This is a genomic window from Pseudomonas sp. TWI628 (assembly GCF_039673865.1).
Lineage (GTDB): Bacteria > Pseudomonadota > Gammaproteobacteria > Pseudomonadales > Pseudomonadaceae > Aquipseudomonas.
On sequence record NZ_JBDJMM010000033.1, the window covers coordinates 46,828 to 61,392 of the forward strand.

Here is a 14,565-nt window from a genome sequence, read left to right on the forward strand (position 1 = left end):
TCGCTCACAGGCTAAGTCGCATCGACAGGTCCACCGCTTTCACATCCTTGGTCATGGCGCCAATCGAGATGTAGTCGACGCCTGTCTCGGCAATCACTCGCAGGGTGGTTTCGTTGACCCCGCCACTGGCTTCCAGCTTGGCCTTGCCCGCAGTGATACGCACTGCTTCGCGCATCTCATCCAGGGTCAGTTCGTCGAGCATGATGATGTCCGCGCCAGCATTCAGCGCCTGGCGCAGTTCATCCAGGCTTTCCACTTCGATTTCCACCGGCTTGCCGGGGGCGATGCGGTGCGCCGCCGCCACGGCTTCGGCCACGCCACCGCTGGCGGCAATGTGGTTTTCCTTGATCAGGAAGGCGTCATACAGGCCGATGCGGTGGTTGTGGCAACCGCCGCAGGTGACTGCGTATTTCTGCGCCAGGCGCAGCCCCGGCAGGGTTTTGCGGGTGTCGAGCAGCTGCACCTGGGTGCCTTCGACCAAGTCGGCGAGGAACCGCGCACGGGTGGCCACACCCGACAGCATCTGCAGGAAGTTCAGTGCGCTGCGCTCACCGCTGAGCAGCGAACGCGCCGGGCCTTCGAGGTGGAACAGCGGCTGATTGGCGGTGGCGCGCTCGCCATCGGCCACCTGCCAGTGCACGGCCACGCGCGGGTCGAGCTGACGGAACACGGCATCGACCCAGGCAGTGCCGGCGATCACGCAGTCTTCGCGGGTGATGATGGTGGCCTTGGCCAGGCGCTCGGCCGGGATCAACTGCGCGGTGATGTCGCCACTGCCGATGTCCTCCAGCAGTGCGCGGCGCACATTGGCTTCGATCTCGGCGGTCAGGTCGGCAAGGCGTAGGTTCGGCATGGTCGGCTCCACAAGCTAGATGCCGGCGATTATAGGGCAGGGGGGCGGCGCCGTGTACAGCGGCCTTGCAGGCGACCTTTGGTCAGGCCGGATGAGCTTTTGCCTGAAAGCACGGTCACTCGTCAGCCAGTGAAGAGTGCTGGCAGCTGTCGGCATTTTTACCGATAATGGCGCCCAACATTTGGCGTCATAGCTTTGACGATTACTCGCCGTATCGAATACGTCACCCAGCAAGGAGTCCGGGATGCATAAAGAAGGCAAGGTGGTGCCCTTGGCGGCCGCCATCGATCGGGGCGCACGTACGCCTTTGCCTTGCCTTCCGGTGTTGCTCCTGCAGGTCCGTGACAAGGCCGCCCTGCAATTGCGTCAGGGCCTGCAGGCGCTGTTCGACAATGCCGACGATACGCTGTTCGAAATGGCCGACCGGGCGGCTGACCGCTTCGATCAGAACCTGTACTTCGAAGCCATGCGCGACCTGCGCCTGAAGCGCAAGCACATCGAGCGCGGCTTTCTCGACATCTTCTACGACACCTTCGCCCGCATCGGCCAGTTCGACCCGCTGGGCCAGATGGGGGCGAAGAACAAAGGGCAAATGGAGCGTACCGCCGCCGTCGACGGCATGGTCGCCCGGGTGCTGTCGCGCGATGGCGTCGCCCTTGAGCAATTGGGCCTGCGCTTGCAATGCCTGCTCGCGCGCAGCTTCGACGAACAGCAGAACCCGTTCGGGCCGGCTGCGCTGTGTGGTTACTTCCTCGATGCCGGGCGCAACCTAGGCGTTGGCCTGCGGGTCAAGCTGATCCTGCTGAAACTGTTCGAGCGCTATGTGCTGCGTGACATCGACGTGCTGTATGTCGATGCCAACCAGTTGCTGGCCGCTGCGGGGGTGCTGCCCGAACTTCAACCGGCGCCGCGGCGGCGTGCCGAGGACCGCCGCCTGAGTGCGCGACGCGTGTCGGCCAACCTCGAGTCCGATGCCATGGGCCCAGGCAGTGCCGGGCATGCCTTCATGCGCTCGCTGGAAGGCCTGCTGGCGCCATGCAGGGGCCGTGTCGCACCGCGCCTGCATGCCGCTGCCGCCGCCCAGCCGATCAGCACTGCCGACCTGCTGCGCCTGCTTTCGCACCTGCAGCACTACGTGCCGGCCACGATCGACGATGATGACTTCGACCTGGACCAGCAGCTTGAACAGCTGCTGCTGCGGGTCAGCGTGCGCAGTGGAACGCGCCGGCGCATCGCCTGCGCCGATGAGGACATGATCAACCTGGTCGGCCTGCTGTTCGCCTGCATCGCCGCCGACGACAACCTGCCGCTGAGCCTGCGCGCACTGATCGTTCGCCTGCACATTCCGCTGCTCAAGGTGGCGCTGCTGGACAAAAGCCTGTTCAGCCGTGCCAGCCACCCGGCCCGGCGCCTGCTCAACGAGATCGCCGCTGCCGCGATCGGCTGGGAAACCGGCAGCGAAGGCCTGCGCGACAGCCTGCACCTGCGCGTGGAGCGCATCGTCCAGCGCCTGCTCAATGATTTCACCGAAGACACCACGCTGTTCGCCGAGCTGCTGGAGGATTTTCTCGCCTTCAGCCTGGACGAGCGCCGGCGCAACGAGCTGCTGGAGCAGCGCACGCGTGATGCCGAAGAAGGGCGCGCCCGTGCGCTGCAGGCCCGGCAACAGGTGCAGCAGGCGCTCAATCAGCGTCTACGTGGGCGCACCTTGCCGCAGGCGGTGGTGCACTTGCTCGTGCAGGCCTGGAGCCAGGTGCTGCTGATGGCCTGGCTCAAGCAGGGCGAGGCATCCCCAGCCTGGCAGCAGGCACTGGCGACCATGGATGCCTTGCTCTCCAGCATTGCCCCGCATCAACAACCGCAGGTGTTGCTGCAACAGGTGCCAGGCTTGCTCAAGGCCCTGCGTGAGGGCCTGGCCAGCGTGGCGCTGGACTCGGCGGCCACCCGCGAGTTCTTCCAGCAGCTGGAGCAGCTGCACTTGCGCGCGTGTGCGGGGGCCGAACAGCCAGCTGGCAGCGGTGAATTGGCTGAAGTGCTGGTGGCCGACGATATCGTGCTGGCCATTGCCGACGAGTCCGCCTGCGTACCGCTGCTTCAACTCGATGAGCAAGCGGCAGAGCTGCGCCTGGTGCAGCGCCTGCGGATCGGTAGCTGGGTGGAAATGCTCGATGACGACGAGCCACTGCGCTGCAAGCTGGTGGCGCGTATCGACAGCAGCGACCGGCTGGTGTTCGCCAACCGCACCGGGATGAAGGTGCGCGAATGGAACACGGTCGGCCTGGCGCAGGCCCTGCGCCGAGGCGAGGCGCGGTTGCTGGATGATGGCCTGCTGTTCGAGCGGGCACTGGAAACCGTGCTTGAAGGCCTGCGCCAGCAACAGGTGCGTTGAGCCACCGGCATTACAATCATTCACATGCACTGCGGCCCGCGCGCAGGGCATACTGCAGCTCTGTACCGGTGCTTTTCAGGATCTGCCCCATGCAATTGGACCGTGCCACTGGCTGGTTCCACGGAAACGGAATCACCCACTGCCCTTCGCCGAACTTCAACGCCCGCCCGCAGGGTGAAGCGATTTCCCTGCTGGTGATCCACAACATCAGCCTGCCGCCGGCCTGCTTCGGCAGCGGCAAGGTGCAGCAGTTCTTCCAGAACCGCCTGGACCCGAACGAACACCCTTACTTTGCCAGCATCAGCCACCTGACTGTCTCGGCGCACCTGTTCGTCGAGCGTGACGGTGCGGTGACCCAGTTCGTGTCGCTGCTCGACCGTGCCTGGCATGCCGGCGTGTCGAGTTTCGACGGGCGTGAAGGCTGCAACGACTTTTCCATCGGCATCGAACTGGAAGGTACCGACGATCTGCCCTATACCGATGCCCAGTACGCCGTGCTGAAGCAACTGACCCGGCAGATCCAGGCCGCCTGGCCGCTGATCGACCTTGAGCGCATCCAGGGCCACAGCGACATTGCCCCGGTGCGCAAGACCGACCCCGGCCCGGCGTTCGACTGGGCGCGTTACCGCAAGGCGGTGCAGGACAACGAGGACAACGCATGAGTTTTCTGGTGCTGTTACTGGCGCTGTGGGTAGAGAAGTTTTCTGCGCTGCGCCATCAGGTACAACGGGACGGTTTCTTCCTGGGCGAGCTGGTGCGCCTGGAACGCAGCGGTAAAGTGCACCCCTGGTGGACGCTGGCGATCCTGGTGCTGGCACCGGTGGCGGTACTGGTGCTGTTGCTGCACGTGCTGGACCCGGTGGCCTACGGTTTGCTGGCCTTGCCGGTGCACTTGCTGGTGTTGATCTACAGCTTGGGGCGCGGCGATGCCAAGGGTTCCCTCGGGCCATTTCGCGATGCCTGGCGGCGCGGTGACGACCAGGCCGCGCTGCATGTGGCCGAACGCGACCTGGGCCTGGCGGCCGACGAGCCACACAGCCTGCTGGTACGTGTGCAGGGTTACTTGTTGTGGCAAGCCTACCAGAGCTTCTTCGCGGTGATCTTCTGGTACTTCCTGCTTGGCCCAGGCGCGGCGCTGGCCTACCGCCTGCTGGCGCTGACGGGCGAGCATAGCCGCCAGCCTGCGCTCAAGGCCCGTGCCGAACAGCTGCGGCATATCATGGACTGGCTGCCGGTGCGCATGCTCGCCCTGAGCTTCGCGCTGGTCGGCAATTTCGTTGCGGTGATGCGGGTGATGCTGCACGAGCTGCTCAACTGGCACATCAGCGCCGGGCACCTGGTGGCCAGGGTCGGGCGCATTGCCGATGACATTCCCGAAGAAGAAGACCCACAACGCGGGCTCGGGCGGCTGGACAGCCTGTGGGAGCTGCTGCTGCGCTGTGCGGTGTTGTGGTATGCAGGGTTCGCCCTGTGGACAGTCCTGGTGTGAGTAGCTTGGCGGGCAGCGGTTAACCTTAAGTTACAAACCTCCGATTCGATCTGCGTTATACAAGTGGCCTAGTGCTATCTCTGCAGAACAACAAGAATCCATGGAGGTGCCCGTGAAGCGTCTGCTCTACCCGGCCATCGCATTGATGAATCGGCTGAGCTTCGGTCAGAAGTTCAGCCTCATCAGCGTCCTGTTCTTCCTGCCCATGCTGGCCACCAGCTTTTATCTGGTGCGCGATGCCTATCAGCAGTTCCATGCCACCCGCGCCGAGTTGCAGGGCATTGCTCCGCTGGCGGACAGCCTGGTCTTGCGCGCCGATCTTGAGGCGCTTGGCAACCTGTTGCAGATCAATGCCGTGCTCGGCCAGTCGGGCCAGGCCGGGGACGTGGAGGCGCGTATCGCTGCGTTGCAGGACAAGGTCCAGGCGCAGTTGCGCACGCTGCAAGGGGATGAAGCAGTCCCCCAAGGCAGACTTGAGGAACTGGCCAGCGCATTTGCCAGTGCCCGCGCGGAATCGTCGTTGCAGAACAAGGCCGCATTGTTCGACAAGCTGCTGGCCCAGGCCCAGATACTGGGCAAGCAGGTGGTCAGCCAGTCCGGCCTGAGCCAGGACAGCCAGGCTTCGGTGCGGCAGTTGAGCGAACTGCTAGGGGTTGCCACGGCGCAGGTTACCCAGGCCCTGGGTGAGGGCCGGGCCATGGGCGCCGTGGCCCTGGGGCGAGGGTTCATCGACTCCTCGGGCAGTGCCCGTTTCGAAGACCTGCTGCAACGCCTCGATCGCCTGGGTGCTGATTATGCCCTGCGGTTGGACGATGCCCTGGCCACGGACCGGGCTGCCAAGGCCAGCCTCACGGGCGCGGCAGCGACCAGCCAGGCGACGCTCAGGCAGGCCGCGTCGTTGTTCGAGGAGCAGGTGGTGGTTGCCGAAACGCTCGATGCCCCTTGGCCGGCGTTCTATCAGCAGGTCAGCGACCTGATGGCGCAGACCTATCGCTTCAACGACGCCGTGCTTGCGCACCTGCAGGGGCAGTTGCAGGAGCGCCTGGCCGAGCAGCGCCTGCGCATGCTCGCCCTGGGCACGCTGCTGGCCAGTGTCTTCGTGCTGATCCTCTACCTGTACGGCGGCTTCTATGTCTCGACCCGGTCAACCTTGCGCCGGCTGGGCGGTGCCATGGCCAAAGTGGCCGCCGGTGACATGACGGTCAGCTTCCAGGCGCATAGCCGTGATGAACTGGGGGAACTGGGCCAGGGCTTCAGCGAAACCGTACGGCGTATTCGCAGCCTGATCGACCAGGTCGGGCACACTGTGGTAACCGTCGAAGAGCAGGCCGGGCAGGTGCTGGCGGTGTCGGCGCGGAGCAATCAGGCGGTCAGTGGCCAGCGTGAACAGATCGAACAGGTGGCCACGGCGATGAACCAGATGAGCGCCACCGCGCAAGAGGTGGCGCGCAGTGCCGCACTGGCGGCCAACGGCGCGCAGCAGGTCAACCTGGAAAGCGCCAACGGCCGTACCCTGGTGGCCAGCCAGCAACACAGCATCGGTCGCCTCGCCGAGGAAATCGACCAGACCGTACTGGCGATCAACCGGCTGGCCGATGACAGCCAGGCCATCGGCCAGGTGCTGGAGGTGATTCGCAGCATTGCCGAGCAGACCAATCTACTGGCGTTGAATGCGGCCATTGAAGCGGCGCGGGCCGGTGAGCAGGGACGAGGGTTTGCCGTGGTGGCCGATGAAGTGCGTACCCTGGCCCGGCGTACCCAGGATTCCACCGCACAGATTGCGCAGATGATCCAGCGCCTGCGCGACGGCGTGGAGCAGGCGGTGCGGGCGATGGGCAGCAGCCATCAGATGGCAGCGGGCACTGTCGATGAAGCGCGCCAGGTGCAGCAGGCGCTGGGCAATATCCTCGGGGCGGTGGGGGGCATCGTCGAGCAGAACCAGCAGATTGCCGCGGCGGTGGAGCAGCAGACGGCAGTGGCCCATGACATCGACCGCAACATCGTCGCGATCAACCGGGCGGCGCAGGATACCACCCAAGGCGCTCGCCAGACCGAGGATGCCAGCCGGGCGTTGTCGATGCAGGTGGTGGAGTTGAAGCGACTGATCGGGGCGTTCAGGGTCTAAGGCCGGTACTACCAGCCAAAAAGCTCACAGGCATTGCGGCTGCTGGCCTCAGCCAGTACCTCAGCCTCGATGCCCATCAGTTCGGCCAGCGCTTGGGCAATCTCCGGCAGGTGCTCCGGGCTGTTGCGCTCGCCGGCGAACATCGCCGGAGCCATGTCTGGCGAATCGGTCTCCAGCACGATGCTTTCAAGCGGCAGGCGCGCCACGGTCTTGCGCAGGCGCAACGCCTGTGGCCAGGTCGCTGCACCGCCCAGGCCGAGCCGGAAGCCCAGCTTGATGTACTCGCGCGCCTCTTCGTAACTGCCGGCAAAGGCATGGATCACCCCCGCCCGCGCCGGCTTGTAGCGCTTGAGCGTGGCAATCACCTGGGCGTGGCTGCGGCGCACATGCAACAGGGCAGGCAGCGCGAAGTCGCAGGCCATCTGCAGCTGGGCTTCAAACAGCGCCTGTTGGCGTGCCTTGTCCAGCGCTTCGAGGTAGTAGTCCAGGCCGAATTCGCCAACCGCGCACAGCCGAGGGTCGCCCTGCAGGCGCTCAAGCCATTCGCGCAATTGCGTCAGGTGCTCCGGCTGGTGCTGCTCCAGGTAGACCGGGTGCAGCCCCAGCGCCGCATGCACGCTGCCTTCGGCGCAGGCCAGGTCCCACACCCGCTGGAAATTCGCCTGGTACACCCCCAGCACCACCATGCGCTCCACCCCGCGGGCCGCCGCGTTGGCCAGCAGGCGCGAGCGGTCGGCGTCGAAGTCGGGGAAGTCCAGGTGGGTATGGGTGTCGATCAGGCGCATGCTCAGGCCGCGCTGATGCGTTGCTTGAAGGTCCGGCCAATGGCGTGCACACCGGGCTCGTAGCGCTTTTCTTCGATGGCGGCCAGGGCCAGTTCCAGCGCAGTGGCAGCGATCAGGCCGTGCTGCTGGGCCATGGCGTTGACCGGCAGTGGCAGGAAATCGAGCAGCTGGTTGTCACCGAAGGTACCTAGGTGCAGCTGGCGCGAATCGGCCGGGCGCGCCTGCAAGGTATCGAACACCCCTTGCAGCAGCACGTAGGAGGTGGTCACCAGGGCATCCGGCAGGCCGCCTTGTTCGTCGATCAGCTGCTGCATCAGGCGTTGCCCGCATTCACGGCTGAAGCCCTCGCCCTGGTAGCGGCGCACCACACCGGCAAAACCTTGCATGGCTTCGTCGAAACCACCGGCGCGGGCCTGGCTGACCGACAGCTCCGGGCGGGCACCGATCAGTGCGATGCTTTTCGGCGCGGTGGCCAGCAGGCTCTCGGCCAGCTGGCGGCTGGCGTCGCGGTCGTCGCTGATCACCGAACAGAAGTGTGCCGGGTCCAGGCGCCGGTCGATGGCGATCACCGGCAGGCCTTTGTCCTGCAGCTCACGGTAGCTGTCGTCCTCCGGCGGCAGGCAGCTGGCGACGAACAGGGCATCGCAACGGCGGGCACGGAACAGCTGTTGCAACTGGCGCTCACTGTCGGGCTGGTCGTCGCTGCTGGCAATCAGCAACTGGTAGCCACGGGCGCGGGCGCCTTGCTCCAGCTGCTTGGCGATGCGGGCATAGCTGGGGTTCTCCAGATCCGGGAGAATGAAGCCCAAGGTACGGGTGTGCCGGCTGCGCAGGCCGGCTGCTTGCGGGTTGGGGGTGAAGCCATGGGCTTCGACCACCGCGCGCACCCGCTCGACAGTGCTGTTGCTGATGCGCTGCTGTTCGGCCTTGCCATTGATGACATAACTGGCAGTGGTCACTGACACACCGGCCAGACGGGCGATATCGCTGAGTTTCACCGAATTTTCCTTGTTATTACCGGGACTGGCTACGGAACCAGGACCGGGTAGTTTGACCCGGGTTGGCCGCCACGCGCAGGCGACCATTGTCGCAATTGTCCGACAGGATGGGGCTTTTGCCTCGGAAGATTATCGAGTAACGTGGCCACTTGGTCAGATTAAACGTTTCAGCCATTAATTTTTCTGCCTCGACTGCCGGCCGTGCAAGGCTGTCGAACTGGCTGATTCTGTGAATATCACAACAATACCTCAGTACCCGGCATCAAAACCAAGCCGGGGCTGCAAAAGGAGAAGGTCATGCTCGAGCTCGCCAAAGAGCAGATAGCCATGGGCCAGACGGCCGCCGACAAGGCCGGGGCGTTGCGCCTGCTGGCGGATCAGCTGGTTACCGACGGCCTGGTTGCCGACGGTTATCTCGACGGCCTGATGGCGCGCGAAGCGCAAGGCTCGACGTTTCTTGGCCAGGGCATCGCCATCCCACATGGCACCCCGCAGACCCGCGAGCTGGTGTTCGCCACGGGCGTGCGCCTGCTGCAGTTCCCCGAAGGCGTGGACTGGGGTGATGGCCAGATCGTCTACCTGGCCATCGGTATCGCCGCCCGTTCCGATGAACACCTGCGCCTGCTCCAGCTGCTGACCCGCGCCCTCGGCGAAACCGACCTGGCCGAGGCATTGCGCCGGGCCAGCTCTGCCGAGGCGTTGCTCAAGTTGCTGCAAGGTGCGCCGCAGGAACTGGCGCTGGACGCGCAGCTGGTCGGCCTGAACCTGGTGGCTGAAGATTTCGACGAGCTGGCCTGGCGGGGTGCGCGTCTGTTGCAGCGCGCCGGTTGTGTCGACAGCGGCTTCGCTGCGGTCCTGCAACAGGCCGACCCCTTGCCACTGGGCGAGGGCCTGTGGTGGCTGCACAGCGAGCGTCAGGTGCGCCAACCGGGCCTTGCCTTCATTACCCCGCAGCAGCCCCTGCGTTATCGCGACCAGCCGCTCAATGGCCTGTTCTGCCTGGCTAGCCTTGGCGCGGCCCACCAGGCCCTGCTCGAACGCCTGTGCGAGGTGCTGATCGAAGGCCGTGGGCAAACGCTCTACCAGGCCACCAGCAGCCGCGCGGTACTCGAGGTGCTGGGCGGTGAGGCACCGGCTGACTGGCCCTGTGCGCGGATCGTGCTGGCCAACGCGCATGGGCTGCACGCCCGCCCGGCGAAGGTCCTGGCGCAACTGGCCAAGGGCTTCGAGGGCGAAATCCGTGTGCGTGTGCTCGACAGCGCGCAGCCGGCGGTGTCGATCAAGAGCCTGAGCAAGCTGCTCAGCCTGGGCGCCCGCCGTGGCCAGGAACTTGAGCTGAGCGCCGAACCGTCGATTGCCGGCGATGCCTTGCCCGTGCTGCTGGCAGCCATCGCGCAAGGCCTGGGCGAGGAAGTCGAGCCGCTGGTGCAACCCCCCACAACATGCGTTGCCAACGCCGCTGCAACACTTCAGGCGCCTGCTGCGGGCAGCCGCATCCAGGGCGTCAGTGCATCCCCCGGTATTGCCAGCGGGCCGGCGCATGTCTGCGTCGAGCGCGACATCGACTACCCACTGCGCGGCGAGTCGCCCGCCCAGGAGCGTTTGAAGCTGCGCGACGCGCTGGCTGCCGTGAACGGCGAATTGCAGGCGCTGGTGCAGCGCAGCGACAAGTCGATCGGCGAGATTTTCGTCACCCACCAGGAAATGCTCGCTGACCCGGCCCTGAGCGATGAGGTCGACACCCGCCTGGCCCAAGGCGAAAGTGCGGCGGCGGCCTGGATGGCAGTGATCGAAGCCGCAGCTCGCCAGCAGGAAGCCCTGCACGATGCCCTGTTGGCCGAGCGCGCTGCCGACCTGCGCGACATTGGCCGCCGGGTGCTGGCCCAGTTGTGCGGCGTACAGGCCCAGGCCGAGCCTGAGCAACCCTATGTGCTGGTCATGGGCGAGGTTGGCCCTTCCGATGTCGCCCGCCTGGACCCGGCCCGCGTAGCCGGCATCGTCACGGCTTATGGGGGGGCCACCGCGCACAGCGCGATCGTCGCCCGCGCCCTGGGTATCCCGGCGGTAGTCGGTGCGGGCCCGGCGATCCTGCTGCTTGATTCCGGCACACCGCTGTTGCTCGACGGCCAGCGCGGTGTGGTCAGCATCGCACCGCCCGCCGACGAGCTGCAACGCGCCCTGGCCGAGCGCGACCAGCGCGAACAACGCTTGCAAGCCGCCTGGGCCAAGCGCCATGAGCCGGCGGTGACCCGCGATGGCCATGCCATCGAAGTGTGCGCCAACATCGGCGAGAGCAGCGGCATCGACAAGGTGGTGGAGCAGGGCGCCGAAGGCGTTGGCCTGCTGCGCACCGAGCTGATCTTCATGGCCCACTCGCAGGCACCCGACGTGGCCACCCAGGAAGTGGAGTACCGCCGTGTGCTCGACGGCCTCGGCGGCCGGCCGCTGGTGGTGCGCACTCTTGATGTGGGGGGCGACAAGCCATTGCCGTACTGGCCGATCGACGCCGAGGAAAACCCGTTCCTCGGTGTGCGCGGCGTGCGCCTGACACTGCAACGTCCGCAGATCATGGAAGACCAGTTGCGTGCCTTGCTGCGCGCCGCCGATCAGCGGCCTTTGCGTATCATGTTCCCCATGGTCGGGCAAATTCACGAATGGCGCGAAGCGCGTGCCATGGTCGAGCGCCTGCGCCTGGAAATCCCGGTCGCCGACCTGCAGGTCGGGATCATGGTCGAAGTGCCATCCGCCGCCTTGCTGGCGCCGCAGTTGGCCCGTGAAGTGGACTTCTTCAGTATCGGTACCAATGACCTGACCCAGTACACCCTGGCCATCGACCGTGGCCACCCCAGCCTTTCGGCCCAGGCCGACGGCCTGCACCCGGCGGTGCTGAGCCTGATCGACATGACCGTGCGCGCCGCCCACGCCGAGGGCAAGTGGGTGGGCGTGTGCGGGGAGCTGGCCGCCGACTCGCAGGCGGTGGCCGTGCTGCTGGGCCTGGATGTGGATGAGCTGAGTGTGGCCGCCCGCAGCATTGCCGAAGTCAAAGCCCTGGTGCGCCAGGCTGATCACCAAACGGCCCGCGCCCTGGCGCGCGAGGCCTTGCAACAGGACAGCGCTGCGGCGGTTCGCGCGCTGGTGGAGCGTTACTGATGGCCAAGATTCTCACCCTGACCCTGAACCCGGCGCTGGACATCACCGTCAGCCTCGACGCCTTGCGCCCAGGCCACGTCAACCGTGCCCACGCGCAGCAAAGCCACGCTGCGGGCAAAGGCCTGAACGTGGCCCAGGTGCTGGCCGACCTGGGCCACAGCGTCACTGTCGGGGGCTTTCTGGGCCGCGACAACCTGCAACCGTTCGAAGCACTGATTGCCCGCCGCGGGTTTGCCGACTGCTTTGTGCGGGTGGCGGGTGAAACCCGCAGCAACCTCAAGCTGGTCGAGGCCGATGGCCGGGTCACCGACATCAACGGCCTGGGGCCGGAAGTCGACGAAGCTGGCCGCGCCGAGCTGCTGCGCCGCTTGCAGCAGGTGGCGCCCGGGCACGACGTGGTGGTGGTCGCGGGCAGCCTGCCGCGTGGCATCAGCCCCGAGTGGTTCCGCCAACTGCTCGAACAGTTGCAGGCACAAGGGCTCAAGGTGGCCCTCGACAGCAGCGGCGACGCGTTGCGCGCTGGCCTTCAGACGGCCCCCTGGCTGGTCAAACCCAATACCGAAGAGCTGGGCGAAGTGCTGGGCCTGGCTGTGCAAAGCACCGCCGAGCAGCGTGCCGCTGCCGAGCAACTGCTGGCCAGCGGTGTCGAGCATGTGGTGGTGTCGGCGGGCGAGCAAGGGGTCAGCTGGTTCGCCGCTGGCCAGGCGCTGCAGGCGCGGCCACCGCAGGTGCGGGTAGCCAGCACCGTGGGCGCGGGTGATTCGCTGGTCGCCGGCATGGTACATGGCCTGTTGGCAGCGGAAAGCCCGCAGCAGACCTTGCGCCGCGCCACCGCCATCGCTGCGCAAGCCGTGACCCAGGTCGGCTTCGGCATCTGCGACCGCGAGCAGCTGGTGCGCCTGGAAGCCGCCGTGCAACTGACAGAACAACAAGAGGGTTGCCGATGAACATCGCCATAGTCACCGCCTGCCCCAATGGGCAGGTGTCCAGCGTGCTCAGTGCTCGCCTGCTGGCGGCTGCCGCCCAGCGCCGCGGCTGGAGCACCAGTGTCGAAGTGCAGGATGCCGAACATCCCGAACGCCAGCTGACGCCTGCGCAGATCGCCGAGGCCGATTGGGTGCTGGTGGTCAGCACCGGCCCGGTGAACCTCGCGCGCTTCGCCGGCAAGCGCTTGTACCAGAGCACCCCGGCGCAGGCCCTGGCCGACCGTGAGGGCTTCCTCGACGAGGCGGCGGGCAAGGCCGAAGTGCTGGCCGCCCAACCGGTTGGCGCGGCGCCGTCAGCGGCTGTACGGATTGTTGCGGTGACCGCCTGCCCGACGGGCGTGGCGCATACCTTCATGGCTGCCGAAGCCTTGCAACAGGCGGCGCAGCAGCTGGATTACCAGCTCACCGTCGAGACCCAGGGCTCGGTCGGTGCGCGCAACCCGCTGTCGGCCCAGGCCATCGCCGATGCCGATGTGGTGCTGCTGGCTGCTGACATCGAGGTGCCGACGGCACGCTTTGCCGGCAAGCGCATCTACCGTTGCGGCACCGGTATCGCCCTCAAGCAGGCGCGTGCGACCCTGGAAAAAGCCCTGGCCGAGGCCAAGGTCGAGAGCAGCGCGGGCGCGGCGTCGGCGGTTCCGGCCAAAGCTGAGAAAGCCGGCGTCTACAAGCACTTGCTGACCGGTGTTTCGTTCATGCTGCCGATGGTGGTGGCCGGTGGCTTGCTGATCGCCCTGTCGTTCGTCTTCGGCATCGAAGCCTACAAGCAGCCGGGCACCTTGCCGGCCGCGCTGATGCAGATCGGCGGCGAGGCGGCATTCAAGCTGATGGTGCCGCTGCTTGCCGGTTACATCGCCTGGTCCATCGCCGACCGCCCGGGCCTGGCGCCGGGCATGATCGGCGGCCTGCTGGCCAGCACCCTGGGCGCGGGCTTCATTGGTGGCATCGTCGCCGGCTTTCTCGCCGGTTACAGCGCCAAGGCCATTGCCCGCTGGGCACGCTTGCCGAGCAGCCTGGAGGCGCTCAAGCCGATCCTGATCATCCCGCTGCTGGCTAGCCTGTTCACCGGCCTGGTGATGATCTACGTGGTCGGCCAGCCGGTGGCGGCGATGCTCGAAGGGCTGACGCTCTTCCTCGACAGCATGGGCACCACCAACGCCATCCTGCTCGGGTTGCTGCTGGGCGGGATGATGTGTGTGGACCTCGGCGGGCCGATCAACAAGGCCGCCTATGCCTTCTCGGTGGGGCTGCTGGCGTCTTCCAGCTATGCGCCGATGGCGGCGACCATGGCCGCCGGCATGGTGCCGCCGATCGGCCTGGGCATCGCCACCTTCCTCGCCCGGCGCAAGTTCGCCCAGAGCGAGCGCGAGGCGGGCAAGGCGGCGTTGGCGCTGGGGCTGTGCTTCATCTCTGAAGGGGCGATTCCGTTCGCGGCCAAGGACCCATTGCGGGTGATCCCGGCGAGCATTGCCGGTGGCGCCTTGACCGGCGCGCTGTCGATGTACTTCGGCTGCAAGCTGATGGCGCCGCATGGCGGGCTGTTCGTGTTGCTGATCCCCAATGCGATCAACCATGCGCTGTTGTATCTGCTGGCGATTGTCGCGGGGAGCCTGGTAACTGCAGTGGTGTATGCAGTGATCAAGAAGAGCGAGCAGGTGGAGTTGGCTGTGGCGCCGGTGAAAGGCTAGAGCCTTCTGTTGGCAGTGCCGGCCCTTTCGCGGCTAAAGCCGCTCCCACAGGGTATTGTGTGATTTCGGGTTCAGCACAATCCCTGTGGGAGCGGCTTTAGC

10 protein-coding genes are annotated in these 14,565 nt (G+C 66.2%); 7 read left to right on the top strand and 3 right to left on the bottom strand.

Annotation, left to right across the window (positions count from 1 at the left end; all coding sequences use genetic code 11):
• Positions 1-4: 4 nt before the first annotated feature.
• Positions 5-853, bottom strand: a complete 849-nt coding sequence (nadC, locus tag ABE528_RS22845; protein ID WP_152956585.1) for a carboxylating nicotinate-nucleotide diphosphorylase — start codon at positions 851-853, stop codon at positions 5-7.
• Between the two features lie 244 nt (positions 854-1,097).
• Between nadC and ABE528_RS22850 the strand changes: the two genes are divergently transcribed.
• The 4 genes from ABE528_RS22850 (at position 1,098) to ABE528_RS22865 (ending at position 6,856) form a co-directional block, all read left to right on the top strand.
• A complete protein-coding gene (locus ABE528_RS22850; RefSeq protein ID WP_346654127.1) occupies positions 1,098-3,242 on the top strand; it encodes a DUF1631 domain-containing protein in 2,145 nt (714 codons plus the stop codon).
• Positions 3,243-3,331: 89 nt separating this feature from the next.
• Complete coding sequence (gene ampD, locus ABE528_RS22855; RefSeq protein ID WP_346654128.1) at positions 3,332-3,904, top strand: 1,6-anhydro-N-acetylmuramyl-L-alanine amidase AmpD; 573 nt, start codon at positions 3,332-3,334, stop codon at positions 3,902-3,904.
• Positions 3,901-4,731 (top strand): regulatory signaling modulator protein AmpE, encoded by an 831-nt coding sequence (gene ampE, locus ABE528_RS22860; RefSeq protein ID WP_152956588.1) that lies wholly within the window; start codon positions 3,901-3,903, stop codon positions 4,729-4,731. The genes ampD and ampE overlap by 4 nt, the downstream gene beginning before the upstream one ends.
• A 112-nt stretch (positions 4,732-4,843) precedes the next feature.
• Positions 4,844-6,856, top strand: a complete 2,013-nt coding sequence (locus tag ABE528_RS22865) for a methyl-accepting chemotaxis protein (protein ID WP_346654129.1) — start codon at positions 4,844-4,846, stop codon at positions 6,854-6,856.
• An 8-nt stretch (positions 6,857-6,864) separates the two neighbouring features.
• Here ABE528_RS22865 and ABE528_RS22870 read toward each other — a convergent pair whose 3' ends face one another.
• Positions 6,865-7,641 carry a TatD family hydrolase gene (locus tag ABE528_RS22870; RefSeq protein ID WP_346654130.1) on the bottom strand — a complete coding sequence of 259 codons (777 nt, stop codon included), beginning with the start codon at positions 7,639-7,641 and terminating at the stop codon, positions 6,865-6,867.
• Between the two features lie 2 nt (positions 7,642-7,643).
• Positions 7,644-8,639 (bottom strand): catabolite repressor/activator, encoded by a 996-nt coding sequence (gene cra / locus ABE528_RS22875; protein ID WP_346654131.1) that lies wholly within the window; start codon positions 8,637-8,639, stop codon positions 7,644-7,646.
• Between the two features lie 297 nt (positions 8,640-8,936).
• Between cra and ptsP the strand changes: the two genes are divergently transcribed.
• Genes ptsP through ABE528_RS22890 form a run of 3 tightly spaced genes read left to right on the top strand, consistent with a single transcriptional unit; the run spans position 8,937 to position 14,463 of the window.
• Complete coding sequence (gene ptsP, locus ABE528_RS22880; RefSeq protein ID WP_346654132.1) at positions 8,937-11,789, top strand: phosphoenolpyruvate--protein phosphotransferase; 2,853 nt, start codon at positions 8,937-8,939, stop codon at positions 11,787-11,789.
• Positions 11,789-12,736, top strand: a complete 948-nt coding sequence (pfkB, locus tag ABE528_RS22885; RefSeq protein WP_346654133.1) for a 1-phosphofructokinase — start codon at positions 11,789-11,791, stop codon at positions 12,734-12,736. Before ptsP ends, pfkB begins: the two co-directional genes overlap by 1 nt.
• Positions 12,733-14,463: a PTS fructose-like transporter subunit IIB gene (locus ABE528_RS22890; protein ID WP_346654134.1), complete on the top strand. Its 1,731-nt coding sequence runs from the start codon at positions 12,733-12,735 to the stop codon at positions 14,461-14,463. Before pfkB ends, ABE528_RS22890 begins: the two co-directional genes overlap by 4 nt.
• Positions 14,464-14,565: the final 102 nt, after the last annotated feature.